This is a genomic window from Pseudomonas sp. AC070 (assembly GCF_979258635.1).
The window spans coordinates 3,594,762-3,620,040 of the sequence record NZ_OZ409871.1 but is presented as its reverse complement, the minus strand read 5'-3'; the positions used below and the strand labels follow the sequence as shown (position 1 = coordinate 3,620,040).

Annotated in this window: 21 protein-coding genes; 10 read left to right on the top strand and 11 right to left on the bottom strand. The window is 60.3% G+C overall.

What is annotated here, in order from left to right; genetic code table 11:
• Positions 1–13 precede the first annotated feature (13 nt).
• Positions 14–883, top strand: a complete 870-nt coding sequence (locus ACZZ0Q_RS16255; protein WP_463541576.1) for an efflux RND transporter periplasmic adaptor subunit — start codon at positions 14–16, stop codon at positions 881–883.
• Positions 884–956: 73 nt separating this feature from the next.
• Here ACZZ0Q_RS16255 and ACZZ0Q_RS16250 read toward each other — a convergent pair whose 3' ends face one another.
• Positions 957–1,427 carry a MaoC family dehydratase gene (locus ACZZ0Q_RS16250; RefSeq protein ID WP_463541577.1) on the bottom strand — a complete coding sequence of 157 codons (471 nt, stop codon included), beginning with the start codon at positions 1,425–1,427 and terminating at the stop codon, positions 957–959.
• Positions 1,424–2,383 (bottom strand): alpha/beta hydrolase, encoded by a 960-nt coding sequence (locus tag ACZZ0Q_RS16245; RefSeq protein WP_463541578.1) that lies wholly within the window; start codon positions 2,381–2,383, stop codon positions 1,424–1,426. The genes ACZZ0Q_RS16250 and ACZZ0Q_RS16245 overlap by 4 nt, the downstream gene beginning before the upstream one ends.
• Positions 2,384–2,665: 282 nt before the next feature.
• On the opposite strand from ACZZ0Q_RS16245, the gene fadD2 reads away from it, so the two are divergent.
• The 4 genes from fadD2 to hrpA all read left to right on the top strand — a co-directional run bounded on the left by fadD2 (position 2,666) and on the right by hrpA (position 12,146).
• Positions 2,666–4,354 (top strand): long-chain-fatty-acid--CoA ligase FadD2, encoded by a 1,689-nt coding sequence (gene fadD2, locus ACZZ0Q_RS16240; RefSeq protein WP_463541579.1) that lies wholly within the window; start codon positions 2,666–2,668, stop codon positions 4,352–4,354.
• Positions 4,355–4,593: 239 nt separating this feature from the next.
• Complete coding sequence (gene fadD1, locus ACZZ0Q_RS16235; RefSeq protein WP_122496675.1) at positions 4,594–6,282, top strand: long-chain-fatty-acid--CoA ligase FadD1; 1,689 nt, start codon at positions 4,594–4,596, stop codon at positions 6,280–6,282.
• Between the two features lie 418 nt (positions 6,283–6,700).
• Positions 6,701–7,939, top strand: a complete 1,239-nt coding sequence (locus ACZZ0Q_RS16230; protein ID WP_463541580.1) for a hypothetical protein — start codon at positions 6,701–6,703, stop codon at positions 7,937–7,939.
• Positions 7,940–8,108: 169 nt separating this feature from the next.
• Complete coding sequence (hrpA, locus tag ACZZ0Q_RS16225) at positions 8,109–12,146, top strand: ATP-dependent RNA helicase HrpA (protein ID WP_463560755.1); 4,038 nt, start codon at positions 8,109–8,111, stop codon at positions 12,144–12,146.
• Positions 12,147–12,282: 136 nt separating this feature from the next.
• Here hrpA and ACZZ0Q_RS16220 read toward each other — a convergent pair whose 3' ends face one another.
• Positions 12,283–13,281: a TRAP transporter substrate-binding protein gene (locus tag ACZZ0Q_RS16220; RefSeq protein WP_122496683.1), complete on the bottom strand. Its 999-nt coding sequence runs from the start codon at positions 13,279–13,281 to the stop codon at positions 12,283–12,285.
• 341 nt (positions 13,282–13,622) lie between these two features.
• On the opposite strand from ACZZ0Q_RS16220, the gene ACZZ0Q_RS16215 reads away from it, so the two are divergent.
• Together ACZZ0Q_RS16215 and ACZZ0Q_RS16210 are read left to right on the top strand one after the other, a co-directional pair.
• Positions 13,623–14,060 carry an HIT family protein gene (locus tag ACZZ0Q_RS16215; protein ID WP_463541581.1) on the top strand — a complete coding sequence of 146 codons (438 nt, stop codon included), beginning with the start codon at positions 13,623–13,625 and terminating at the stop codon, positions 14,058–14,060.
• Between the two features lie 178 nt (positions 14,061–14,238).
• Complete coding sequence (locus ACZZ0Q_RS16210) at positions 14,239–14,682, top strand: hypothetical protein (protein ID WP_463541582.1); 444 nt, start codon at positions 14,239–14,241, stop codon at positions 14,680–14,682.
• A 375-nt stretch (positions 14,683–15,057) separates the two neighbouring features.
• Here the strand turns inward: ACZZ0Q_RS16210 and ACZZ0Q_RS16205 are convergent, their stop codons facing one another.
• The 5 genes from ACZZ0Q_RS16205 to ACZZ0Q_RS16185 form a co-directional block, all read right to left on the bottom strand.
• Positions 15,058–15,879, bottom strand: coding sequence for an enoyl-CoA hydratase/isomerase family protein (locus tag ACZZ0Q_RS16205; protein ID WP_463541583.1), 822 nt, complete (start codon positions 15,877–15,879; stop codon positions 15,058–15,060).
• Between the two features lie 190 nt (positions 15,880–16,069).
• Positions 16,070–17,290 (bottom strand): c-type cytochrome, encoded by a 1,221-nt coding sequence (locus ACZZ0Q_RS16200; protein ID WP_463541584.1) that lies wholly within the window; start codon positions 17,288–17,290, stop codon positions 16,070–16,072.
• Positions 17,287–19,050 carry a GMC family oxidoreductase gene (locus ACZZ0Q_RS16195; protein ID WP_463560752.1) on the bottom strand — a complete coding sequence of 588 codons (1,764 nt, stop codon included), beginning with the start codon at positions 19,048–19,050 and terminating at the stop codon, positions 17,287–17,289. The genes ACZZ0Q_RS16200 and ACZZ0Q_RS16195 overlap by 4 nt, the downstream gene beginning before the upstream one ends.
• A gap of 6 nt (positions 19,051–19,056) precedes the next feature.
• Positions 19,057–19,803, bottom strand: a complete 747-nt coding sequence (locus ACZZ0Q_RS16190; RefSeq protein ID WP_463541586.1) for a gluconate 2-dehydrogenase subunit 3 family protein — start codon at positions 19,801–19,803, stop codon at positions 19,057–19,059.
• Positions 19,804–20,087: 284 nt separating this feature from the next.
• Positions 20,088–21,344 carry a serine hydrolase gene (locus ACZZ0Q_RS16185; protein ID WP_463560750.1) on the bottom strand — a complete coding sequence of 419 codons (1,257 nt, stop codon included), beginning with the start codon at positions 21,342–21,344 and terminating at the stop codon, positions 20,088–20,090.
• Positions 21,345–21,580: 236 nt separating this feature from the next.
• Between ACZZ0Q_RS16185 and ACZZ0Q_RS16180 the strand changes: the two genes are divergently transcribed.
• The 3 genes from ACZZ0Q_RS16180 to ACZZ0Q_RS16170 are packed head-to-tail and all read left to right on the top strand — an operon-like array spanning position 21,581 to position 23,540.
• A complete protein-coding gene (locus ACZZ0Q_RS16180; protein WP_463541588.1) occupies positions 21,581–22,702 on the top strand; it encodes a beta-ketoacyl-ACP synthase III in 1,122 nt (373 codons plus the stop codon).
• Entirely contained in the window at positions 22,702–23,313 is a 612-nt protein-coding gene (locus ACZZ0Q_RS16175; protein ID WP_463382173.1) for an RNA polymerase sigma factor, read from the top strand. Before ACZZ0Q_RS16180 ends, ACZZ0Q_RS16175 begins: the two co-directional genes overlap by 1 nt.
• Positions 23,307–23,540, top strand: a complete 234-nt coding sequence (locus ACZZ0Q_RS16170) for an anti-sigma factor family protein (RefSeq protein ID WP_463541589.1) — start codon at positions 23,307–23,309, stop codon at positions 23,538–23,540. The genes ACZZ0Q_RS16175 and ACZZ0Q_RS16170 overlap by 7 nt, the downstream gene beginning before the upstream one ends.
• Before the next feature lie 9 nt (positions 23,541–23,549).
• Here ACZZ0Q_RS16170 and ACZZ0Q_RS16165 read toward each other — a convergent pair whose 3' ends face one another.
• The 3 genes from ACZZ0Q_RS16165 to folE all read right to left on the bottom strand — a co-directional run bounded on the left by ACZZ0Q_RS16165 (position 23,550) and on the right by folE (position 25,246).
• Positions 23,550–23,921, bottom strand: a complete 372-nt coding sequence (locus tag ACZZ0Q_RS16165) for a glutathione S-transferase N-terminal domain-containing protein (RefSeq protein WP_463541590.1) — start codon at positions 23,919–23,921, stop codon at positions 23,550–23,552.
• Positions 23,922–24,014: 93 nt separating this feature from the next.
• Positions 24,015–24,491, bottom strand: a complete 477-nt coding sequence (locus ACZZ0Q_RS16160; protein ID WP_463541591.1) for a bacteriohemerythrin — start codon at positions 24,489–24,491, stop codon at positions 24,015–24,017.
• A 209-nt stretch (positions 24,492–24,700) separates the two neighbouring features.
• Positions 24,701–25,246: a GTP cyclohydrolase I FolE gene (gene folE / locus ACZZ0Q_RS16155; RefSeq protein ID WP_122451324.1), complete on the bottom strand. Its 546-nt coding sequence runs from the start codon at positions 25,244–25,246 to the stop codon at positions 24,701–24,703.
• Between the last annotated feature and the right edge of the window lie 33 nt (positions 25,247–25,279).

Genomic DNA, 25,279 nt, shown 5'->3' with positions numbered 1-25,279 from the left:
AGAGGAGGGCGGTATGCGTTCAACCCTGCGGGTGGTGATTACCCTGTGTCTGGTGGTAGTGGCGGTGTTCGCCGGCTATGACCTGTGGCGTTACTACATGCTCTCGCCCTGGACTCGCGACGCGCGCGTTCGTGCAGATGTCGTGGTGATTGCTCCCGATGTGTCCGGTTGGGTGGTCGACCTCAAGGTGCACGACAACCAGTCCGTCAAAGCTGGCGACGTGCTGCTCAGCCTCGACCGCCAGCGCTACCAGGCCGCGCTCGACAAAGCGCAAGCCGTGGCCAACACCCGCCAGCAACAACTGCGTTTACGCGAGCACGAGGCGGCGCGGCGCGCTCAGCTTGGCCCGCAAGCCATCAGCGCGGAACTCAAGGAAAACGCCCTGATCACCGCCGACATCGCCCGTGGCTCGTACCGCGAAGCGCTGGCCGATGTTGCCTTGGCCGAGCTCAACCTGGCGCGCAGCGAATTGCGCGCCCCGCGTACCGGGCAAATCACCAACCTGCGTCTGGCCCAGGGCAACTACGTTAACGCCGGGCAGGCGATGATGGCGCTGGTCGATGAGCAGTCGTTTTATGTTCAGGCCTATTTTGAAGAAACCAAGCTGCCACGCATTCGCGTCGGTGCGCCGGTGAAGGTGTGGTTGATGAGCGAGGGCCAAGTACTGACCGGCCAGATTGAAAGCATCAGCCGCGGCATCACCGACCGCAACGCCATTCCTGATCAGCAGCTGCTGGCCAATGTGGAGCCCACGTTCAACTGGGTGCGGCTGGCGCAGCGGATTCCCGTGCGCATCAAACTCGACCCGCTACCTGCCGATGTTCAGCTGAGCGCGGGAATGACGGCGAGTGTGCGGGTGAGTGAGGAAGGGGAGGTACGTTGAATCCTGTAGGAGGGGCTTCAGCCTCGATGCTTTTAAAAGCTCGAGGCTAAAGCCTCTCCTACAAGGTGGCGCGTTACCCGACGGTAATCGGCGGCAATTCGGTCAACGTCACGGTCTGCTGCGAACGCGGCGCGAGAATTTCGGCTTCACCATCCACCACCAATTCATCACGCTGGTTGAACACGCGAGTCGCCACACGCACGCGGAATTTCGGCAGCTTTTCCAGAATTTCCAGGCGCACGGTCAGGGTGTCGCCCAGCTTCACCGGCAAGGTAAAGCGCATGGTCTGGCCCAGGTAGATGGTGCCCGGCCCAGGCAGCTCGCAGGCCACCGCTGCGCTGATTAACGCACCGCTGAACATGCCGTGGGCGATGCGCTCTTTGAACATGGTGCCGGCCGCGTATTCGGCGTCCAGGTGCACCGGGTTGTGGTCGCCAGACACCGCGGCGAACAACTGAATGTCGCGCTCTTCAACCGTCTTGCTGTAGCTGGCGGTCTGGCCGACTTCAAGGGCTTCGTAGGGGGTATTGCTCATCTGGCTCATGCAGGCTCCTGGCTTTCGGGTTGGCTGCGGCGGCTATGGGTCAGGGTTTGATCCAGCCAGCCGAGCAGGTCGGTCGTCACCTCGTCGCGGTTGGTCTCGTTGAGCAACTCGTGGCGGGCGTCCGGGTAAATTTTTAGCAGGGTGTTCTTGTGGCCGGCTTCGCGTAGTGCCGCGGTCAGGTGTTCCAGGCGCTTGCCTTCACTAACCGGGTCGCGGCTGCCGCCAATCACCAGCAACGGCAAATCGGCGTCTATCTGCTTGAGCTGCGTCACCGGGGTGATCTGCTGCAAGCCTTCGAGCAAGTCGATCCAGAGTTGGTTGGTGCAACGAAAGCCGCACAGTGGATCGTTGACGTACTTGTCCACTTCCAGCGGGTCGCGGCTCAGCCAATCGAATGAGGTGCGGGTGGGTTTGAACGCCTTGTTGAACGAGCCGAACGATAGAAAATCCATCAGCGCGCTACGCCCCGTCGCGCCTTGGCGCCAGCGCTCGAAACGGGCGATGGCCGCCGCCGCTTTGTACAGCCCAACCGGTTGATAGTTGGAGCCCGACAGCACCGCGCCTTGCAGGCTGCAGCTGTGGTGCATGAGGTAGGCCTGGCCGATGTAGCTACCCATGCTGTGGCCGAGCAAAAAAATCGGCACGTTGGGGTGTTGTTGGCGGATGTGGTGGTTGAGGTTGGCGAGGTCGTTAATCACCCGCTGCCAGCCGTTGCTTTCCGCGTACATGCCCAGCACGCCGCGCTGGGCCGTGCGGCCGTGGCCCCGTTGATCGTGGGCGTACAACTCGTAGCCGGCGGCCACCAATGCTTCACCCAACCTCGCATAGCGCCCGCCATGCTCGGCCATGCCGTGCGACACCATCACCACCGCTTTAGGCGTGTGGTCGGCGTACCAACGGTTGACGAATAGTGGGGCGGCATCGCTGGCGGTGAGCCAGAAGTCGTCGTGAAGCATGGCAGTCCTCGTTCCTTGTCTGCGTCCCTGGTCTGACCCTGACGGGCATCCGGCCGGCGGTGACAAAAGCGCTACATACGGTTGCCGGGCGGTGGGGCATTGTAGAGCCAGCGTCAGGGCTTGTCCCAGCCCGGCGTCGTTTAGTCCGTCAGCACGAGTTGAGCAAGATTCACGTAATAAATGACGCTACCTCTGGTATTTGCGCTGTATGCCAGAACTGCTAAGTTCCCGTCAGCCCCGAATGCGCGGGCCAGACACTCTCAGGTAACGAGGATAAAAATAATGCAACCTGATTTCTGGAGCGACAAACGCCCGGCCGGCGTACCGAACGAGATTGACCTCGGCGCCTACAAGTCGGTCATCGAGGTGTTTGAGCGCTCCTGTAAGAAATACGCCGACCGGCCGGCGTTCTCCAACATGGGTGTAACGCTGACCTACGCCGAGCTGGATCGCTTGTCCGCCGCGTTCGCCGGCTACCTGCAAAAGCACACCGACCTCAAGCCTGGCGATCGCATCGCCGTGCAATTGCCCAACGTGCTGCATTACCCGATCGCCGTGTTTGGTGCCATGCGCGCCGGCCTCGTGGTGGTCAACACCAACCCGCTGTACACCGCGCGGGAAATGCGCCACCAATTCAAAGATGCCGGCGTTCGCGCGCTGGTGTTCCTGAACATGTTCGGCAGGCTGGTGCAGGAAGTGCTGCCCGACACCGACATCGAATACCTGATCGAAGCCAAGATGGGCGACCTGCAGCCGGCCCTCAAAGGCTGGCTGGTCAACACCGTGGTCAAGAGCGTCAAGAAGCTGGTGCCCGAGTACAACCTGCCGCAAGCCGTGGGCTTTAAAGACGTGCTCAAGCAAGGCCGTGGCCAGCCGCTGAAACCGGTGAAGGTCGGTCTTGAAGACATCGCCGTGTTGCAATACACCGGCGGCACCACCGGTGTGGCCAAGGGCGCGATGCTCACCCACGGCAACCTGGTCGCCAACATGCAGCAAGTGGATGCCTGCCTCGCCCAGCATGGCCCGGACGGCCGTCCGCTGATGCAGCCTGGCCAGGAAGTAATGATCGCGCCGCTGCCGCTGTACCACATCTATGCGTTCACCGCGAACTGCATGTCGATGATGGTCAATGGCAACCACAACGTGTTGATCAGCAACCCGCGCGACATCGGTGCCTTTATTAAGGAACTGCAAAAGTGGCGCTTCTCGGCCCTGCTCGGGCTGAACACCTTGTTCGTGGCGCTGATGGATCACCCGGAATTCAAGAACGTCGACTTCTCCAACCTCAAGGTCACCAATTCCGGTGGTACCGCATTGGTCAAAGCCACTGCCGAGCGCTGGCATGCCGTCACCGGTTGCACCGTGGTCGAAGGCTACGGTCTGACCGAAACCTCACCGGTCGCCAGCACCAACCCCTACGGCGAAAAAGCGCGCCTGGGCACGGTCGGCATTCCTGTGCCAGGCACGGCGTTCAAAGTGGTGGATGACAACGGCGAAGAAGTGCCGTTGGGCGAACGCGGCGAGCTGTGCATCAAGGGCCCGCAAGTGATGAAAGGCTACTGGCAGCGCCCGGAAGCCACCGCCGAAGTGCTCGATGCCGAAGGCTGGTTGAAAACCGGCGACATCGCCGTAATCGACCCGGACGGCTTCACCCGCATCGTCGACCGCAAGAAAGACCTGATCATTGTCTCGGGCTTTAACGTGTACCCCAACGAGATCGAAGACGTGGTCATGGCCCATCCGAAAGTGCAGAGCTGCGCGGCCATTGGCGTACCGGACGAGAAGTCGGGCGAGGCGGTGAAGTTGTTTGTGGTGGCGCGTGAGGGCGGCTTGACCGCCGAAGAACTCAAGGCGTACTGCAAAGAGAACTTCACCGGCTACAAAATTCCCAAGCACATCGTGTTCAGAGAATCGCTGCCAATGACCCCGGTCGGCAAAATTCTGCGTCGCGAACTGCGCGACATCGCCTGAAAGCCCGACGTTAAGGCCGCTAGCCGGCTTTGATGGGTTTTGTTTTAAATGTGACCGAAAGCCTGGCTTTCGGTCATTTTTTTGACCGGTAAGGCCATGTTTGGTGCTGTTCCCCTTCCTTTAAAGCTGCTAATCTCGGCGCGCTTTTTGGCCTGCCAGCACGGCTAAATCGTACGAAAATCACAAAAACATCCGTCATCGCGCGGTGAAGATTAGCTGTTGCTTAGGAGTGGGCTTCCATGATCGAAAACTTCTGGAAGGATAAGTACCCTGTTGGGGTTGCTGCCGAAATCAACCCCGATCAGTACCCGAATATTCAAACGGTACTGAAACAGTCTTGCGAACGCTTCGCCAACAAGCTGGCCTTCAGCAACATGGGCAAGTCACTCACCTACGGTGAGATGTATGAGTTGTCGGGTGCTTTCGCCGCTTACCTGCAACAACACACCGACCTGCAGCCAGGCGACCGCATCGCCGTGCAATTGCCCAACGTCTTGCAATACCCCGTGGTGGTATTCGGCGCCATTCGCGCCGGCCTGGTGGTGGTCAACACCAACCCGCTGTACACCGCGCGGGAAATGGAACACCAATTCAACGACTCCGGCGCCAAAGCGCTGATCTGCCTGGCCAACATGGCGCACCTGGCGGAAACCGTGCTGCCAAAAACCGGGGTCAAGCACGTTATCGTGACGGAAGTCGGTGACATGCTTTCGCCGCTCAAACGCCTGCTGGTCAACAGCGTGGTCAAGTACGTGAAGAAGATGGTGCCGGCCTACAACCTGCCGAACGCCGTCAAACTCAACGACGCCCTGGCCAAAGGCCGTGGCCAGAAGGTCAACGAAGCAAACCCGCAAAGCAGCGACATCGCCGTGCTGCAATACACCGGTGGCACCACTGGCGTGGCCAAGGGCGCGATGCTTACGCACCGCAACCTCATCGCCAACATGCTGCAAGTCAAGCAACTGATGGGCGCCAACCTCAATGAAGGTTGCGAGATCGTCATTGCACCGCTGCCGCTCTACCACATCTATGCGTTCACCTTTCACTGCATGGCCATGATGCTGCTGGGCGGCCATAACGTGCTGATCACCAACCCGCGCGACTTGCCGACCATGGTCAACGACCTGTCGAAATTCAAGTTCACTGGTTTCGTAGGCCTCAACACCTTGTTCGTTGCCCTGTGCCACAACGAAGGGTTCCGTCGCCTGAACTTCTCCTCGCTGAAGCTCACCGTTTCCGGCGGCATGGCGCTGCAGCAAGCGGCGGCCGAGCGTTGGAAGGAAGTCACCGGTTGCGCCATCTGCGAAGGCTTCGGCATGACCGAAACTAGCCCGGTTGCTACCGTGAACCCGTTCAACGCCATTCAGTTGGGCACCATCGGCATTCCCTTGCCCTCCACCTTATGCAAAGTCATCGACGATGAAGGCAAGGAGCTGGAAATCGGCGCGGTCGGCGAGCTGTGCGTCAAAGGCCCGCAAGTGATGAAAGGCTACTGGCAGCGCCAGGAAGCCACCGATGAAATTCTCGACAGCGAAGGCTGGCTGAAAACCGGTGACATCGGCCTGATCCAGGAAGACGGCTACCTGCGCATTGTCGACCGCAAGAAAGACATGATTCTGGTGTCGGGCTTCAACGTGTACCCCAATGAATTGGAAGATGTGCTCGCCACCTTGCCGGGCGTGATGCAGTGCGCCGCCATTGGCATTCCGGACGAGAAGTCGGGCGAAGCGATCAAGATTTTCGTGGTCGTGAAACCGGGCGCCAGCGTGACCAAAGAGCAGGTCATGGAGCACATGCGCGCTAATGTTACGGGCTACAAAGTGCCCAAGGCCGTTGAGTTCCGGGACGTGCTGCCGACCACCAACGTCGGCAAAATCCTGCGTCGTGAACTGCGCGATGAAGAGTTGAAAAAGCTCGGTAAAAAGTGAGTCCACCGTGAATACAATAACGCCACCGTCTAGGTGGCGTTTTTGTTTGTGGCGTTCTTCCCAACTAAGGCGGGCTGGTGAAAGTGCATTGGGGTAGAAGGTAAATTCAGCAAGCCCCTGCCTACGATAGTGTCTTCGCGTAGGAATTTAGTTGTTGCCATGTTCGCTTGTCGTGGATCACTTGCGGACGTAGCGGGCATCCGTCAATCGCTTTCGAGTTCAGGCTTGCGGCTTTGAATCTTTCGCGAGTTTGTCGATGAAAACGTTTCGTTCGTTCAAGGATGTGGCAGGGGGACTTTCCCGGCTGGGCCTTTTTAATCAAAGGCACCGCATTGCAATTACAGTGAAACCAGGGAGAACAGACGTAGCCGGCCGTACACAAAAGCCCCGCTCCCGTCCGGACGGACGGCGTCCAGTCATGCCAGCGCTGCTGTTTTCCCTGGTTGGCCTCGCAGCGGGCTCCAATGCTAATGCTGAGTGTCTCTACGGCGGGGGTAATGAATCGGGAGTTGGCGAGCTAACACTGCAGTGGGCTAGCTCGCAGCTCCTCAACACAAAGATGTGGTTTGAGGACGCAAAAAACCCGTACCCGACCGGAACGTTGATGATGCTCAAAAACGTGACCTCGAGATTGGCCACATGTGGGCGCGGTACCTTTCCTTCTGAATTCAAAGGTAAAGCCCTTAGACTGGTTTATTTTCCGCCCAGTACCGCGGCCCCGATTGGGAACGCGGGGAACGCGTTTCGCATACCGACCACGAGTCAGGGGGTCGCATTTGACGTCGAATTTATCGGAAAAAGGGCCTTTGAACGTGGCAGCATCGACCTCGGGCTGAGCGCAGGTAAGGTGATAACGAACCTCGGCCTCGCGAATGGTTTCGAGGCGTTCACGCTAAGGCTGTCGCTGGTAAAAACGGGACCGTTTTCCAGCGCCCCAACCAACCCGCAAGGCCTAATGGACGCGGTCGGATCGATTCGACTGGGGACTGAGCAATTGGGCACTTTTACGTTTTACTCAGAAGACGGTAAGACGCGCATCCCTTATGAAGAAAAAATTGTCTTCCCTGAGCAGAAGCTGGTGGCATTCCAACCGAATTGGGTAGCCTATGCCGGAGCGCCCGCATGCGTCTTTAACTCGTTTCCCCTCACTCCTGCGAATATAAGTATGGCAACTATGAAATTGTTAGACGTTAGCCAGCAAAAGTTCAAAGGGGTTGGGGCGATAGAGGAGGGCGGGACGACGCAGGAAATGACGTTTTACTGCTGGGGCCTGCTCTCGACCAAGCCGGAGGTCACGTTTGAAGCGACCTATCCATTAACCGGCGCCGTCGGCGTGGGCATGCCGTCGGCTTCGAGCGATGTGGGGGTGCAGATCTTTTTAAATGATCAGCCTGTGGCGCTCGGTACAGCGCTCGGCATTAATATCTCCATGGACTCTTTTCCCAAACCTGTTGGCAGCGGAGCGGGGCCCGTCAGCGGCCACTTCTGCCAGGCTGACTGCGGCGACGATATGAATGGCCCGAACTGGGTTGACGGCAGATCCGGCATCGGCAAGGTAACCGCACCCTTTAGATTCAAGTACTACCAGACGACGAGTCAAACACCTGCGGTGCAAGAACTGGTCGTGCCATTTTCGATCACAATTGATGTGCAATAGGTTACGGGGCTGCCGGCAACAGTGGCGTTGGCGGAGTGGGCGCTCCAACAACGCGCCTGACCTGTTTTCATCCGCCGTCGGCAATAGACAGGGCAGATGTCGCTAACGCCGGCCACCGGCAAAATCTGCGACAATCTGCCCCCGCCTTTTGACTGTTGCCCACCCGCCAATGACCGATGCCACGCCCCCCTTCGACGCCCTGCTGAAAAACCTCGATCAAGCCCTGGTCGCTGACCGCCATCGTCTGCGCCGGCAACTGCACGAGTTGCGCAAAGCCGGGCACGCCGACGAAGGCAAGTTGGCGCAATGGCTGGAGCGCTTCCAGCAGAGCTGCGCCAAGGTCGAGGCGCGGCGCCTGAGTGTGCCGGTGATGCGCTACGACGACAGCCTGCCCATCGCCGCCAAGCGCGATGAAATCAAAGCGGCGTTGGCCAAGCATCAGGTGCTGATCATTGCCGGCGAAACCGGCTCGGGGAAAACCACGCAGTTGCCGAAAATCTGCCTGGAAATCGGTCGCGGATTGCACGGCCTTATCGGCCACACCCAGCCACGGCGCTTGGCGGCGCGCAGTGTCGCAACGCGGGTGGCCGAAGAAATCGGCACTCCGCTCGGTGAGCTGGTCGGCTACCAGGTGCGGTTTGAAGACCAGAGCAAAGACAGCTCACTGATCAAGCTGATGACCGACGGTATTTTGCTGGCCGAAACCCAGCACGACCGCTACCTGGAAAAGTACGACACGCTGATCGTCGACGAAGCCCACGAACGCAGCCTGAACATCGACTTCCTGCTCGGCTACTTGAAAACCTTGCTGCCGCGTCGCCCGGATCTGAAAGTCATCATCACCTCGGCGACCATCGACCTCGAACGCTTCTCCAAGCACTTCGACAACGCGCCGATTGTCGAGGTCTCGGGCCGCACCTTCCCGGTTGAAACCTGGTACCGGCCATTGGTGGCAGAGGTCGACGAGGAGGGCGAAAGCCTGGTGGATGACCTGAGCGTCGACCAAGGCATTCTCGCCGCGCTGGATGAGATCGACGCGTTCGAGCGCAGCGAAGGCAAACGCCCTGGCGATGTGCTTGTATTCCTGCCCGGAGAGCGCGAAATTCGCGACTGCGCCGATATGCTGCGCAAAGCCAATTTGCGTTTCACTGAAGTGCTGCCGCTGTATGCGCGGCTGACGCCGGCCGAGCAGCAGAAGATTTTCGCGCCCATGGCCGGACGCAAAATTGTGCTGGCCACCAACGTGGCGGAAACCTCGCTCACCGTGCCCGGCATCCGCTATGTGATCGACAGCGGCACCGCGCGCATCAGCCGTTACAGCTACCGCGCCAAGGTGCAGCGCCTGCCCATCGAAGCGGTATCGCAAGCCAGCGCCAACCAGCGCAAAGGCCGATGCGGGCGGGTGGAGCCGGGCATTTGCGTGCGCTTGTACAGCGAAGACGATTTTCTCGCGCGCCCGGCCTTTACCGACCCGGAGATTCTTCGCACTAACCTGGCGGCGGTGATCTTGCAGATGCTGCACCTGCGCCTGGGCGAGATCGACGCGTTCCCCTTTATCGAGCCGCCCGATGGCAAAGCCATCAGTGACGGTTTCAACCTGCTGCAAGAATTGTCAGCGGTAAATCGCGAAGGCCAGCTGACGCCGATTGGCCGGCAATTGGCGCGCTTGCCCATCGATCCGCGCCTGGGCCGCATGGTGCTGGAAGCCGCCAAGCTGGGCAGCCTCGATGAATTGCTGATTGTCGCCAGCGCGCTGTCGGTGCAAGACCCGCGCGAGCGGCCAATGGACCGCCAGCAAGCCGCTGACCAGGCCCATGCACAGTGGAAAGACGTCGACTCCGACTTCGCCGCCCTGATCAACCTGTGGCGCGGCTTCGAAGAAAAGCGCCAGGAACTGGGCTCCAACCCGCTGCGTAACTGGTGCCGAAAAAACTTCCTTAACTACCTGCGCCTGCGCGAATGGCGCGACGCCCACCGCCAACTAGTGCTGATCACCCGCGAACTCAAACTCGCCCCCGAGCGCGCCGCCGATTCGTCCCGCAGGAGCGAGCTCGCGCGCGAAAGCGATCTCAAGACCAACGCCAACAGCACCAAAGCCAATCCGCCCGCCGTCAAAACCGCTGAAGCTGTGGAAGCGGCGCAGCGCGCCAAAGATTACGCCGCCGTGCACAAAGCCATTCTGTGCGGCCTGCTTAGCCAGATTGGGCAGAAAACCGAAGACGGCGACTACCTCGGTGCCCGTCAGCGGCGTTTCTGGATTCACCCCTCCAGCGTCATCGGCCGCAAAAAACCGCAATGGATCATGGCCGCTGAACTGATGGAGACCACCAAGCTGTTCGCCCGCCAGGTGGCCAAAATCGAACCGGACTGGATCGAGCCATTGGCCGGCCACCTGATCAAGAAAAACCACTTCGAACCGCACTGGGAAAAACGTCGCGGGCAAGTGGTGGCGTTCGAACAGATCACCTTGTACGGCATGATCGTGGTCGGCCGCCGGCCGGTGCACTTTGGCCCGATTGAGCCGGCGGTGGCGCGTGAATTATTTATCCGCGAAGGGCTGGTGCGCGGGGAAATTCAGTCGCGCGCCAAGTGCCTGAAAGCCAACCAGGAACTGCTGGAGCTGTTCGACGAACTGGAAGCCAAGGCTCGCCGTCGCGACATTCTTGCCGACGAAGAAACCCTGTTCGCCTTCTACGACGCGCGCCTGCCGGCCGACATTTACCAGACCGCCACCTTCGACAGTTGGTACAAAACCGAAAGCGCGAAAAATCTGCAGCTGCTGATCATGCGCGAGGAAGACATCCTCGCCCGCGACGCCAGCGAAGTGACAGACGCGCAGTACCCCGATCACCTGCAACTGGGCGACTTGCGCCTGCCGCTGACCTATCACTTCGAGCCCAACCACCCGCGCGACGGCGTCACGCTGCGCGTGCCGGCACCACTGCTGCCGCAAATTCCCGCCGAGCGCCTGCAATGGCTGGTGCCTGGTTTGCTCGAAGCCAAGTGCATCGCCCTAGTGCGTGAACTGCCCAAAGCCTTGCGCAAAAACTTTGTGCCGGTGCCGGATTTCGTCAAAGCCGCCTTGTCGCGTATCGCCTTCGGGCAAGGCTCGTTGGTGCAGGCCTTGAGCACCGAATTGCAGCGCATGACCGGTGTGCGCGTAACGGAAGAGGCGTGGGCCGAGGCTGAACAGCAGGTGGAAAACCACCTAAAAATGAACATGGAGGTGGTCGACGGTCAGGGCAAGTTGCTCGGAGAAGGCCGTGACCTGGCTGAACTGACAGCGCGTTTCGCCGAAGCCAGCCAGGCCGCCTTGGCCATGGTTAAAACCGACAAACAGCAAAAACCGGTCGAAGCCAAAGTGTTCGCCCCGGTGGCGCAGACCACGCAGCAAAACATCGCCGGCCTGTCGATGACCGTTTACCCGGCGCTGGTAGAGGAGGGCGGCACGGTCAAAGAAGGCCGTTTTGCCACGGCTGCCGAAGCCGAATTCCAACACCGTCGCGCCTTGCAGCGCTTGCTCTTGCAACAGCTCAGTGAGCCGGCGAAGTTTCTGCGCAGCAAATTGCCGGGCCTGACGGACTTGGGCTTGTTGTACCGCGACCTGGGCCGGGTCGATGGGTTGGTGGAAGACATTTTGCTGGCCAGCCTCGACACCTGCATCCTCGACGGCGAAAGCCCCTTGCCCCGCGACGGTGTCGGCCTACTGGCGCTGGCCGAGAAAAAGCGTAGCGCCTGGGCCGAGCACGCCGAACGCGTGGCGCGCCTGACCCTGGAAATTCTCAAGCTATGGCACGGCTTGCAAAAGCGCTTCAAAGGGAAAATCGACCTGGCTCAAGCCGTCGCCCTCAACGACATCAAGGCGCAGCTAAGCCATTTGGTCTACCCAGGCTTCGTGCGCGAAACCCCGGCCGAATGGCTAAAAGAACTGCCACGCTACCTGAAGGCCGTCGAACAGCGCTTCGACAAACTCGGCTCGCAATTGCAGAAAGACCGCGTGTGGAGCGGCGAGCTGGCAGGGTTGTGGGCGCAATACCAAGCCCGCGCTGACAAGCACGCGCAGGAAGGCAAGCGTGATCCACAGCTGGTGCTGTATCGCTGGATGCTTGAGGAATATAGGGTGTCGTTGTTTGCCCAGCAGTTGGGCACCAAGCTGGCGGTATCGGATAAACGCTTGGGTAAGCAGTGGGCGGCGGTGGAGGCATAAAGCGGCGTCGCGGCTTCCCCCCTCTCCCTAACCCTCTCCCCGAGGGGCGAGGGGACTGATCGGTGTTCTTGCGGTAAACGCCGATGGGCTCCCCTCGCCCGTTTACGGGAGAGGGGCTGGGGGAGAGGGTACGCTTTTATTTGCGATTCACAGCCCGCGCCGCATGCAACACATCGGCACCAATCTCACCTTCAAACTGCTTCCACACCGGCAGCATCGCCTCGCGCCAAGCTGCCTGTTCGGCCGGCGTCAGGGTGATAATTTTGGCCTTGCCGCCCGCTACCAACTGCTCGTAATCGCGCTGGTTATTGGCTTCGGCGGTCTGGTTAACCGACAGCGTCACCTCGTCCAGAATCGACTCCAACTCGCTGCGAATCTGGAACGGAATGCTGGTCCAGAACTTACTGTTGGTCACCACCATGTAGCTCAGCACGCCATGGTTGGTGATGGTCACGTACGGCTGCACTTTCTCGAACTTCTGCGAAACAAAGTTCGACCACGGGTTTTCCGTGCCCTGTACGGTGCCGCTTTCCAACGCCTTGTAGGTCTCGGCGAACGGCAGCTTCACGGTGGTGGCGCCCAGTGCAGCGAATTGGGCTTCCAGCACGCTCGACGCTTGAATGCGGAAGGCCAGGCCTTTGGCATCGGCGGGGGTGTGAAGGGCTTTGTTAGCCGACAGCTGCTTCATGCCGTTGGTCCAGAAGCCCAGGCCGTAGATGTTGCTGCTGTTCATCGAGCGCAGCAGTTCGCGGCTCTTTTCACGCTTGAGGAAACGGTCGACCGCCGCCTGGTCGGTAAACAGGAACGGCAGGTCGAACACTTGCAGGCGCTTGGTGTATTTGTCGAATTTGGACAGCGACGGCGCCAGCATTTGCACACGGCCATCGGCCAGCGCGGCCAGTTCTTCGCCGTCGCCGAACAGCGCGGAGTTGGCGTACACCTCAACCTTCACTTTGCCGGCCAGGCGTTCTTCCACCAATTTTTTGAACAGCAAGGCGCCTTGGCCCTTGGGCGTACTTTCCGCCGACACGTGGGAAAACTTGATAACGATCGGGGCTGCATCTTCAGCCGTCGCCATGGAGGGGCTGATCGTCAGCAGCAAGGCGGCGAGCGCCAGAGACAGATACTTGAACATCGGTTTTCCTTAAATTCTGCCAAGCCAAAGAACCCGCCTCAGGCTTGTGGCCTGAACGGGGCATGCGTGTGTCGGATGTAGTCAGCGATGGGCGACAGGTGCCGTCGCTTGCTCAAGGCAAGCGCGGAGCGCCGTGCTGTTTATTATTGGTAGGGCCGCCATGACTGGTGGGCCAGGGTAGGACCGCCAGGTTTGCGAAGGGCGGGGATTCTTCCGTAAAGCGCCGCGCGCCGCAACCTGCGGTATGCCGAGGCGCTCGCAATTCTGAAAAATAGTGGGGTTTTCAGACGAGGGGCTGAGCCGGTATGGTTTGCCCTCAGCCCAACGGACGGAGAACCCAGATGAGCTTGCACGGCGACTACGACAACCAGAACATTTTCGCCCAGATCATTCGCGGCGATGCCCCTTGCTACACGCTCTACGAAGACGACGATGTGCTGGCGTTTCTCGACGTGTTTCCTCAGTCGTTCGGCCACACCCTGGTGATTCCCAAACGCTCGGCGGCGCGCAATATTCTGGACGTCGACAGCGAGGCGCTGGCCAAGGTGATGGGCGTCGTGCAGACGCTCACGCGCGCCATCGTCGAAGAACTGGAGCCGGCCGGCGTGCAGATCGCCCAATTCAATGGCGCACCCGCCGGGCAGACGGTGTTCCACATCCATATGCACATCGTGCCGCGCTACGCCGGCGAAGGCCTTGGTGTTCACGCCAGCCAGAAGGCCGATGCGGCCCAGTTGCAGCAGTTACAAGCACGGTTGGTTAAGCGGCTTAACGGCTGATGCCTGCGACCCTCTTGTCACTGAACCACGCGTCCTACTAAACTTGCCGCCGGGCGCGACAGGGCGCCCGCTCTCGCAAAAGCCAGCCGCACCTGTCGTTCGGTTTTTTCTTCGGATTTACCGCAACCTGAATCTCCACGCCGCAGCGAGAACGGCCACATTGGAAGAGGAAAGGTTTATGTGGTCTACATCCAACCCGTTGTCCCCCACCCATCGAAACAGCGACTTTCTGCGCAGCCACGCGCGGCGTCTGTTGCGGCACGCTCGTTCGGACAGCTTGAGCGTGGCGCTGCCCGTATTGCGCCGGCTGCACGCGGCGAAGCTTAGCGGTGGTTTGAGCGTGTCCGCGTTGCAGGCCAACCGCGCCGCGCTGCAGTTGAAAACGCTGCTGCGTCTGTTAGCGGTAGAGCTGGGCTACGCCGACTGGGCGGCCTGTAAAGCTGAAATCGACACACGCGAGGCGGCCTGCCTGGATCGCTATCGCCTGGATGCCGGCGCTTTCGGCGACTACGAAAAACACTGGTTCCCGGACCCGACTTCAGCGCGCGACTGGCAACGCGCGCATGGCGGGTATGTCGTGCAATACGGCGACCAGGCAGTGGCCATCTTGCGACCGGCATAAGCGCCGAGTTTGGCGTTCCCTTTCGCGGTTCTGGATCCCCGCCTGCGCGGGGATGACGGAGGTGGGTTGGAGGACTGACGTCATTCCCGCGAAGGCGGCGGTCCGACGACTCGGAATCCAGAATGGCAAACCCGGCGCGTCTCTATAGACCACACCCCGTTCTGTAGGAGCGGCTTTAGCCGCGATGTTTTTTGGCCGGGGCTGAAAATAGCGGTGTCAGGTCAGGCCAAATCGCGGCTAATCGGAATGCCGCCCAGCCGCTCCTATAGGTGTAGCGTAAGCGCCGAGCTTGGCGTTCCTTTTCGGAATCCAGAATGGCAAACCCGGCGCGCCTCTACAGGCCACATCCTGTCCTGTAGGAACGGCTTTACCGGCTCAGGCGAATTTCCCCAGATGGGCACCCAGTTCGCGCTCCATCTCACTGTCCGTTTGCCCGCCGTTTTCCATCATCCATTGCACGCGCTCAAGCGTGGCCGGTGCGTTCATGTCGGCGCCGAAGCGTTGCGATTCTTCTACCAGCGCCGCCTCCGGTGCAGCGCTCACCTGTTCGACCACCGCTTTGATATGGGCAATGCCCGCTGCAGGAAAACTGGCGATGCGTTGCGCCAGCGCTTCGCAGTGGGCGCTGAGGTCCGCGTCGGGAACGGCGCGGTTGATCCAGCCGTAGCGCTCGGCCGTGTCAGCGTCGAAGTCGGCGCCGCCCAGGCAAATTTCCAGAGCGCGGCCGCGTCCGACCAGTTGCGTTAACCGCACCGTGCCGCCAGCCCCTGGCAACAAGCCGACGGCTACTTCTGGCTGGCCCAGCAGGGCGTGTTCGCGTGAGGCAAAGCGCATGTCCAGCGCCAACAAAAATTCACTGCCGGCCCCGCGCGCACGGCCGCGCAGTTCGCCAATGGTCACTTGCGGCAGGCGGCTAAAGCGCGTGAACAGGGCGCTGAGCAAACTGGCCTGGCCTTCGGGCAGCGGCGGCGCTGGCTGATTAAGTTGGCTGCCGAGGTCAAAGTGCGCAATGAAGAATTCCGGGTTGGCGCTGCGAAACAGCACCACACGGGTGGCTTTATCGGCTTCCAGGCTTTTCGCCAGTTTTAGCAGGTCGATGATCACGTCGCGGTCCATCAGGTTGATGGGCGGGTGATCAAATTCGAGGGTGGCCACGCCGTTGGCATCGTGGCGGGTGAGGGTGCGGTAGTCGCTCATGCTGGTCTCCTTGGGGATGGCAGCAGGTTGGCGCGGCGCGGGGCCGCGGCTCAAGGACTATCCAGTTGGGTGATGCAGGGCATAACGGGTGCGTGTGCTTGTGGGAGCGGCTGGGCGGCAGTCCGATCAGCCGCGATGCTTTTCGAGAGCATCGCGGCTAAAGCCGCTCCCACAGGGTCTCGTTATGCGGTTACTGCAAGTTCTCTCGCAAATTACTCACTTCGCCCGCCGTCACCGCTGGCGCGGCGTTGCCCCAGGTGTTGCGCACGTAAGTCAGCACGTCGGCGACGTTTTCGTCCGTAAGGTTCCAGGCGAACGCCGGCATGGCGGGCCCGGTCGGTGCGGCTTCGGTGCCACCGGCACGGCTGCCGGCCAGGACCACGCGAATCAGCGAGGTCGGGTCGGTGCTGTTAACCAATGGCGCGGCGGCCAGTTTTGGGAAAAGGGTTTTAATGCCCTCTCCGTTCGGCACGTGGCAGGCGGAGCAGCGGTCGGCGTACAACGCTTTACCCGCTACCATCGCCGGGTCATCGGCCGCTATCGGCTGCGGCGCTGGCGACGGTTTCTTGCCATCTTTGAGGTACACCGCTACCGCCATCAGGTCTTCATCGGTCCAGTGCTGGGTCGAGTTTTCCACCGCCTCGGCCATCGGTCCGGAGGCGATGTCGAAGCGGTTGGCGCCGGTTTTCAGGTACTCGACGATGTCCTCGTTGCTCCACTTACCAATACCGCTTTGCGGGTTGGAGGTGATGTCCGGCGCGATCCAGCCCTGCAAATCGCCACCGGCGAGGAACTGGTCATTATCGTCACCGCCGATGATGTTTTTTGGCGTGTGGCAGGTGCCACAGTGACCAAGACCTTCCACCAGATACGCGCCTCGGTTCCACTGCGGCGTTTTTTCAGCGTTGGGCACGAACTCACCGGCGGTGAAGTTCAGCCAGTTCCAGCCAATGAGACTGGTGCGCACGTTGAAGGGGAAGGGCAGTTGGTTGGTTTCAACCGGGTTGTTCACCGGCTCCAGGGTCCGTAGGTACGCCCATAGGGCGCGGTTGTCTTCGCGCGTGACCTTGGTGTACGCGGTGAAGGGCATGGCTCCGTACAGGCGTTTGCCGCGGCGGCTGTGGCCTTCGGACATCACGGCCTGGAAGTCGTCGAAATTCCAATGGCCCAGGCCGGTTTCCGGGTCGGGCGTGATGTTGGCACCGACCAGTTTGCCGAACGGCGTTTCAATCGACACACCACCGGAAAACGCCGGTTTGCCCGGCACGGTGTGGCAGGCGGTGCAGTCGCCGAGCACGGCGAGGTAGCGGCCTTTCTCCACCATGTTGTACGAGTCGGCGCCAGAGGCAGCGTGGACGCTGAGGCTCAGGCCGAAAAGGGCAAAGGCGCTCAGGGAAATGAAAGTTTTCATACGCTGATCATCTCCCCAGGGCGTTTCAGGTACAGGCGGCGAATGGCGTCCGCCGCTTTGAAGGCCAGCGCGCCCACGGTGCCGGTGGGGTTGTAGCCGGGGTTCTGTGGGAAGGCAGACGAGCCGACCACAAACAGGTTGGGCACGCCCCACACTTGCAGGTGCTTGTTGACCGAGCTGTTCTTCGGGTCGGCGCCCATGATGAAGCCGCCGACGATGTGCGAGGACTGGTACGAGGTGTTCGACCACGGCCCCTTCCTCGGTGCCGGAACGAATTCACGCGGGTTCATGGCCTTGGCAATTTCCACGACTTTGTTGGTGCAGTACTGCGCCATTTTCAGGTCGTTTTCCGGGAAGTCGAAGGTGATGCGCAGCAGCGGTCGGCCGTGCGGGTCGGTGTAGTTGGGGTCCAGCGACAGGTAGTTGTTGCGCGTGGTGTAACTGCTGGCCTCGCAGCCGATGGACATGGTGCTCAGGTAGTTCTCCACCGTGGCTTTTTTCCACTTCGCGCCCCAGTTCGGCGTGCCCGGCGGCACCGGCCGTGAGTCGATGGGCGGGGCGCCAATCGGGGTGACGCGCGTACTGCCGCCACCGACGAAGCCAAGGCCGGAGTGGTCGAAGTTGTCGTTGTTGAATTCGTCGATGCCCATGCCAATGGCGCCGCCGCCAATAAACGGGTTGAAGTTCTTGTCGTTGAAGAACATGCGCACGCTGTTGGCGGTCTGGTAGGCGAAGTTACGGCCGGTGGTGCCGGTGTTGGCGATGGGGTTGTAGGGTTCGCCGATGCCGGAAAGCAGCATGAGCCGCACGTTCTCGAAGATGAACGCGGCGATCACCACGATCTCGGCCGGCTGTTCCCATTCTTCGCCACTGGAGTCGACATAAATGATGCCAGTGGCGCGGGTGCCGGTGCTGTCCATCACCACCTTGAGCACTTCGGAGTTGGTTTTGGCGGTGAAGTTGGGCTTGCGAATCAGCGCTGGCAGCACGTTGACGATGGCGCTGGCCTTGGAATAGTTGGCGCAGCCGTAGTTGGTGCAGAAGCCGCAGAAGGTGCACGGCCCCATGGTGACGCCTAATTGGTTGGTGTAAGCCTGCGACGCCAGTGCCGAAGGCACCGGGAAGGGCTTGTAACCGAGGTTTTTTGCGGTTTCAGCGAATAGCGTCGGTGCGTAGGTTTGCGCGGTCGGCGGGTTCGGGTATTCCTTGGAGCGGGCGCCCTCGAATGGGTTGCCGCCTTCGACCAGGGTGCCGTTGAGGTTTCCGGCTTTGCCGGACACGCCTGCCAACCGCTCGAAGGCGTCGTAGTGCGGTTCCATTTCTTCCCACGTGGTGCCCCAGTCTTGCAGGGTCAGCTCTGCGGGAACTTCCTTGCCGTAGCGTTCTTTCAAGTGGCTGGCCAGGCGGAATTCTTCAGGCTGGAAGCGGAAGGTGATGCCGGCCCAGTGGTTGCCGGCGCCGCCGGTGCCGTTGCCGGGGTGGAACGAGCCCCACACACGCATGGGCAGCGCGGTTTCCGATTCTTTATTGCGCATCGTGCAAGTATTTTGCTTGGTGCGCAGCATCAGTTCCTGGCGACGGCTGTAGCGCAATTCGTCGGTGGCGTGGGCCAGGTTGAAGTCGCTGGCTGTGTCGCGCCACGGGCCACGTTCAAAGCCGATGACGTTAAGCCCGGTGTCTGCCAGTTCGTTCGCGATAATCGAGCCCGCCCAGCCGAGGCCGACGACCACCACATCGGTGGAAGGAAGTTTTTTAGCCATGATGAGTTAACCCTTTTTATTCCAGGCGGAGCTGCCGATGATCGAGAGCGGCGTGAGGTTCAGCTTCTGGTTATGCAGCCCCACGTAGTCGCGGTAGTCGTAGCGCGCGCCGGGGAAGCCGATCATTTTCCAGGCCACCATGTCGCGGTTGCCGCCGTAGATAGGGTCGGCAAAAAAGCCTTCCATGGTGTTATCCAGCACTTGCTGGAAGAACGCTTTGGCTTCGATGCCTTCGAGCGTGATGGCGCCTTTTTCCAAGTCGACCAGCACCTTGTCGCGCTGCTCCGGTGGCAGCTCGCTGAATTTTTTCTGAAAGGTGGCCTGGCAATATTTGTTCAGCCCGGCCAGGCCGATGCGGTAACGCTCGCGCGGTACTAGCGGCGATTGATCGGCCTGCGCCGGCGTGCCGGGGGTGAAGGGGCCCTTCATGTAGAGGCGGCCGAAGTCTCCGTAGTCGCTCATCATCTGGCGGTCCATAAACACCACGCAGCCGGCCTCTTTGCCGCTGACGCTCAACTCGTCGGCAGGAATTAGCTGCTCAACAATTGCTTCGAGCTCAACCACTTCCTCTGGCGTAAAAAATTGCCAACCCGGACTGTCGTAATGCAGCGGGCCGTTGTGGTCGAAGGGCAGCCATTTGGGCGTGCCAATCACGGTGGCCGCCTGGGCGGTTGCGGCGGCGCCAATGGCCAGAGAGGTGGCGGAAGTTTTCAACAACTGCCGGCGGGTGAAGCCTTTGGATTGCTCAGTCATGCAGGGCTCCTGACGCAGCGCGCGCCTCGGGTGCTGGGGTAACAGCTTGGTAGAGGCGGGCCTGCCGTTTTCAGTTCACGGGTTTTTTGCGAGCCGGACCACAAGGTCTGGCGAGCGAAGCGAGGGTGCGAAAGGTGGCCGTTTACGGCCCCGGATGCGGATTAACGGCAGGCGTTATCCACGGTCGTCTTGTCCGCGCGGTTTTTTAGACTACGGTTCATTACAAATTGTTGCAGGTTTTATCCGCGTAAATATCTGTTGCGGCTGGGGTAACAATCCGCGTGCTAGACGCATTCCGACATTGTGTCCGCGGCTTCAAGGCGAGCCGCTTGAACGGCCAGCAGCCCGGCGTAAAACAGCTGCACGGTTGCGCCGTACAAAGCGCTGGGCAGCAAGTCGCCCGCGAAGTGGTTGCTGTCGCCGTTTGGCAAAACCAGCACGGGGCTGTGTTTTTTGTTGGTTAATAAAAGAAAGATCGATTGGTGGGCGAAGTCGATCACCACGCACTTTCCGGTCCAGCCGGTGTGCGCCACGGCGTTGCCAGCGGCCGGCAGCAGCACGCCATAAGTTAGCTGCGTGCTGGCTGTTGGCACCTGGAAACCCAGTGCGTATGCGGCGTCGGCATTTAGCGTTTGGGTGAACATCTGCACCGTTTGCGCCGAGCACAGGCGGTAACCGCCCAGGCTGCCGCCGTTGAGCACCAGTTGGCTCAATACGCTGAGGTCGGCTGCGGTGGAAAACAGTCCAGCATGACCTGAGACTTGCCCCATGGCGTAGTAGGCCATTTCGTCATGCACCTCGCCTTGCAGCGTGTGGGTGCGAATGTTGGGAAACCAGACGTGTCCATCACGGGTATTGCCGCAGCGTTCGGTGGCTTCGAAGCGGTTTTGATCGACGCCGCGCTTGAGCATTTTGTAGCCGGTGTCTTGCAGGCCCAGCGGTGCATAGATGTGTTGGTGGACGTAGGTATCTTGGCGAAGGCCAGTCACTGTTTCGATGATCAAACCCAGCACGGCAAAACCGACGTCGCTGTAAAGCGTCACGCTATCGGGCTCATGCAGCAGCGGTACCAGTGGCAGCAGCCAGCACGTTTGCGTACGGCTCTGAGAATAAAACGGGGCGGGTACCTGCTTGGGGTCGTAAAAGTGGAAGGACGAGGGCAGGCCCGAACGGTGCTGCAACAAGTGCCGCACCGTGACCTGTGCTTTGTTGCCGCCGCTGAAGGTTGGCAAGTAATGGCAGACCGGCGCGTCGATGCTGACAACTCCTGAATCCACCAGACGCATCAGCGCCAGGGTGGTGGAGAAAATTTTGGTCAGGGAGGCGAGGTCGAACAGGGTGTCGTCGCGCATGGGTTCGGGGGTCGGCATCAGCGTCGTTTCGTCGTAGCGGCGCTGCTGACCGTACGCCTCGACCAGCACCGCTCGGCCCTTGCAATGGGCGGCGAGCACCGCGCCGGGTAAACCGTTGGCCACCGAAAAGCGCAGCTCATTTCGAATTTTTTCCCGCCAGCTGGCGGGGTAATCGGCATTGGCAGTCATGGGTAAGGCGCTCCGTCGGCAATAAGGAGCCAGTCAACCATAGGGGCTGAGCGCTATTTAAGCTGACGCTTCCGGCCGTTCCCGGTGCGTTTGCCGAAGACGGCCCTTGCTGTATCAGACGCGGTTGTGTGCCTTGTCGCCGGTGACGAACGTCTGCCGGTATCGCTGGGGATTTGTAGTCCTTTTCGGGCACAATAGCCGCCATTCCGATCAATAACGTTGCAAGAGGATCGACCGTGTATAACGTCGTCATCAGCGGTACCGGCCTATATACCCCGGAAAACAGCATTTCGAACGATGAGCTGGTGGAGTCCTTTAATACGTACGTGCGGCAATTCAACGCCGACAACGCTGCCGCCATCGAACGCGGCGAAGTCGAGGCGCTGAGCGAGTCCAGCAGTGCCTTTATCGAAAAAGCCTCCGGTATCAAAAGCCGCTTTGTGATGAACAAAGAAGGCATTCTCGACCCGCAACGCATGACCCCGCGCCTGCCGGAACGCTCCAATGAAGAGTGGGGCATTCTCTGCCAGATGGGTGTAGCGGCGGCTGAACAAGCGCTGCAACGCGCCGGCAAAACGGCGGCGGATGTCGACGGTGTGATCGTTGCCTGCTCGAACCTGGAGCGCGCCTACCCGGCCGTGGCCATCGAAGTGCAAGCCGCGCTGGGCATCACCGGCTTCGCCTATGACATGAACGTGGCGTGCTCGTCTGCCACCTTCGGCATTCAGGCCGCCACACAGAACATTCAACTGGGCCAAGCCCGCGCGATTCTCGTCGTAAGCCCGGAAATCTGCACCGGCCACTTGAACTTCCGCGACCGCGACAGCCACTTCATCTTTGGCGATGCCGCCACCGCCGTGCTGGTGGAACGTGCCGATCTGGCTACTTCGGCCTACCAGTTCGACGTCGTCAGCACAAAGCTGCTGACTCAGTTCTCCAACAACATCCGCAACAACTTCGGCTTCCTCAACCGCGCTGCGGAAGAGGGCATTGGCCAGCGCGACAAACTCTTCGTGCAGGAAGGCCGCAAGGTATTCCGTGACGTGTGCCCGATGGTGGCCGAGTTGGTGGGCGAGCACCTGGCCGCCAACGACATTCAGGTGTCTGACGTGAAGCGCTTCTGGCTGCACCAGGCCAACCTGAGCATGAACCTGCTGATTACCAAGAAGCTGCTGGGCCGCGACGCTTTGCCGGACGAAGCGCCGGTGATTCTCGACACCTACGCCAACACCAGCTCGGCCGGTTCGGTAATCGCTTTCCACAAAAACCAGGACGACCTGCCAAGCGGCACCCTCGGTGTGCTCAGCTCGTTTGGCGCCGGTTACTCCATTGGCAGCGTGATTCTGCGTAAGCATTGATGAGCGCGCCGCCCGACGCGCAATTACTGCCGCGCCTGCTGGCCGGCGACCAACTGGCCTTTCGCGAGTTGGTCGCCAGCTATCAGAGCGCGATGCGCGCGGTGGCCTACGCCATTGTCGGCAGCCGTAATGCCGATGAAGTGGTGCAAGACGCCTGGCTGGCGGTGGTTCGCAACCTGGCTGGTTTCCAAGGGCGTTCCAGCCTGAAAACCTGGCTGCTGACCATCACCGCCAACACGGCCAAAACCCGCCTTAAACACAACCGCCGCGAAGTGCTGCTGGACGATATTCCATCGCCACATGGCAGCATCGACGACGGTCGTTTCGCCGAAGACGGCCACTGGCTGCTGGCACCGCACAACTGGCATCAGGATTCGCCGGAGGCGTTGCTAACCGAAGACGAGCTGCGCGAATGCCTGGAAAAAACCCTGGCGAGCCTGTCGGATTTGCAAGGCAGCGTGCTCAACCTGCGCGAACGGCAGGGGCTGGAGTTGGAGGAGATTTGTAATCTTCTCGACATCTCGCTCTCCAATGCACGGGTGCTGTTGCATCGCGCACGGCTAAAGGTGTTTGCCACCCTGGAGCATTTCGAGGAGACGGGGCATTGCTGACGTGTAAAGAACTGGTCGCCCATTCGAGTGATTTTCTCGACGGGCAATTGCGCCTGCGCTCACGCATTGCCGTGCGCCTGCACCTGGCCAGTTGTACCAATTGCCGTCGGTTTATCCGGCAGATGCGCCTTACCCGAGCGGTATTGCGCGATTTGCCAGATGCACCGATTCCAGAACTCGACAGCCTGGCGCAACGCCTGGCCGAGCTGCAACAAAAGGGCGAGTAAGCCTTCTATTTATACGGTGGCGAAGCGATCTTCCAGGTACTGCATGATCGCCTTGGATTCATACATCCAGGTGGTGCCGCCGTTTTCATCGATACGCAAGCACGGCACTTTGATCGCGCCGCCACCGGCCAACAGCGCTTGGCGGTGCTGTTCATTGTTCTTGGCGTCACGCAACTCAACCGGCAAGTTCAGGCGGTGCATGGTGCGGCGGGTGCGTACGCAGAACGGGCACGCCTGGAACTGATACAACGCCATCGCCGATGTCGCCTGGGCTACCTGGGCTTGCGCCTCGGGCGTGCGCTTTTGTTTGCGCGGGCGGGTAATGAAGTCGATGAACACGATGAGCTGGCCCAAGCCAACCCGTAACGCTTTGATAAGCACCAGAACACCCTCAGGGCTGAAAATTCGAGGGCGGAGCTTACCTGAATGCGTGCGCCCTGGCCTTAGCCCGAGGGCATTTAGCTGCGCCGCCGATCAGGCATGGGCTTCGCCGAAAAAGCGTCTGAACGAGCGCGACAGCCAGCCGCCGCTGTGTTTGTTGTCCACCAGGGCGTTGATGTTGTTCTTCACCGTCTGGGCGTAGGCCTTGTCGTCGTTGCGGATGTGGTTGAACAACCAGCGTGATAACAGATTGATCAACTCCTGCGTCACGTCCTCGCCGGCGCGAAAGCGCAAGTTGAACTCGCTGACCCGGTCGGTAAAAATTTCATGCACACGTTTATGCGGGCGGGTGAAGGCATAGCCGGCTTCTTCCAGCAGCGCCTCCTCAAAGGCGAAATGCGAGAGGGTGTAGTCGACCAACTCGCTGAGCACTTCGCCGACTTCTTCGCGGCTGTGATTGTTTTCGTCGGCGTGAATCAGTTGGTTGATCATGGCGACGATGCGTTTGTGTTGGTCGTCGATGATCTGAATGCCGGTGTTGAGGTCTTCCTGCCAGACTAAATAAGCCATGCGATTGCGTCCTTAGCGTGCTGCCCGACTGCGTGCGAGCGGATGCGCCAAGGCTAGTGAGCGGCTTTAGGAACGGGCCTGACTTACATCAAAGCCGATTACGTTTGTAGGAAGTTTCCTAGAGATTTGCGAAGTACCACATGGCCGCGACGCGAATTCGTGGCACAAAAAAACCGGCACAGTGGCCGGTTTTTTTCGTAGGGCGCGGCTTAGCGAATCAAGCCCATGAACTCGCTACGGGTAGCGGCGTTCTGGCGAAACTCGCCGAGCATCACCGACGTCACCATCGAGGAATTCTGCTTTTCGACACCGCGCATCATCATGCACATGTGCTGCGCTTCGATCACCACGGCCACGCCCAAGGCGCCAGTGACGGTTTGCACCGCTTCAGCAATCTGGCGGCTGAGGTTTTCCTGAATTTGCAGGCGGCGGGCATACATGTCGACGATGCGCGCCACTTTCGACAAGCCCAGCACTTTGCCGCTGGGAATGTAGGCCACGTGGGCTTTGCCAATGAACGGCAGCAGGTGGTGTTCGCACAGCGAGTACAGCTCGATGTTTTTCACCAGCACCATTTCGCTGTTGTCGGAGCTGAACAGGGCACCGTTGGTGACTTCTTCCAGGGTCTGTTCATAACCGCGGCAAAGATACTGCATGGCTTTGGCGGCACGCTTGGGCGTGTCGAGCAGGCCTTCGCGGGAAACGTCCTCACCCAGTTGGCTGAGGATCGCGGTGTAATTCTGTTCCAGAGACATGATCTACCTGTAAGGCATGGGGGCAGTAAGCAG